This window comes from Thiosulfatihalobacter marinus (assembly GCF_016019955.1).
GTDB classification, from domain to species: Bacteria; Pseudomonadota; Alphaproteobacteria; order Rhodobacterales; family Rhodobacteraceae; genus Shimia; species Shimia marinus_A.
On record NZ_JAECRZ010000053.1, the window covers coordinates 1 to 373 of the forward strand.

1 protein-coding gene is annotated in these 373 nt (G+C 57.1%); it reads left to right on the forward strand.

The features are described 5' to 3' along the window. Positions 1-78: 78 nt before the first annotated feature. Positions 79-300, forward strand: a complete 222-nt coding sequence (locus I3253_RS20355) for a hypothetical protein (RefSeq protein ID WP_197919607.1) — start codon at positions 79-81, stop codon at positions 298-300. The last annotated feature ends 73 nt before the right edge of the window (positions 301-373 follow it).

Genomic DNA, 373 nt, shown 5'->3' on the forward strand with positions numbered 1-373 from the left:
AAATTGGCGGCATGAAAACCAACCCGGATACACCTTAGATCAGCCGCTGAGCTGTCCGAAAAACCGGGACCACTTCAGGTGTTCTTTGATGACGGACGGTCCGTCTATGACACAGATGGCAAATACAGATACACCTATGGCGGCGGGGGCACGTGGTACGGGTATTGGCGGGCGCGGGAGGGCAGCGTGGTGTGTGTGACCTTTGTTACCGGCGTGGAACGCTGCGACCGTATTGTGGAAAACGGTGGGCGGCTTGTGGTGCTGACCGGGAAAGGCGAGCGTTTCCCGGTGCGCCGCTAGGGTCAGGACCCATTAATCCTGCGCCACTGGTTTAACAGATTTGCTGTCTGACTACGTACAATGCCGCAGGAAT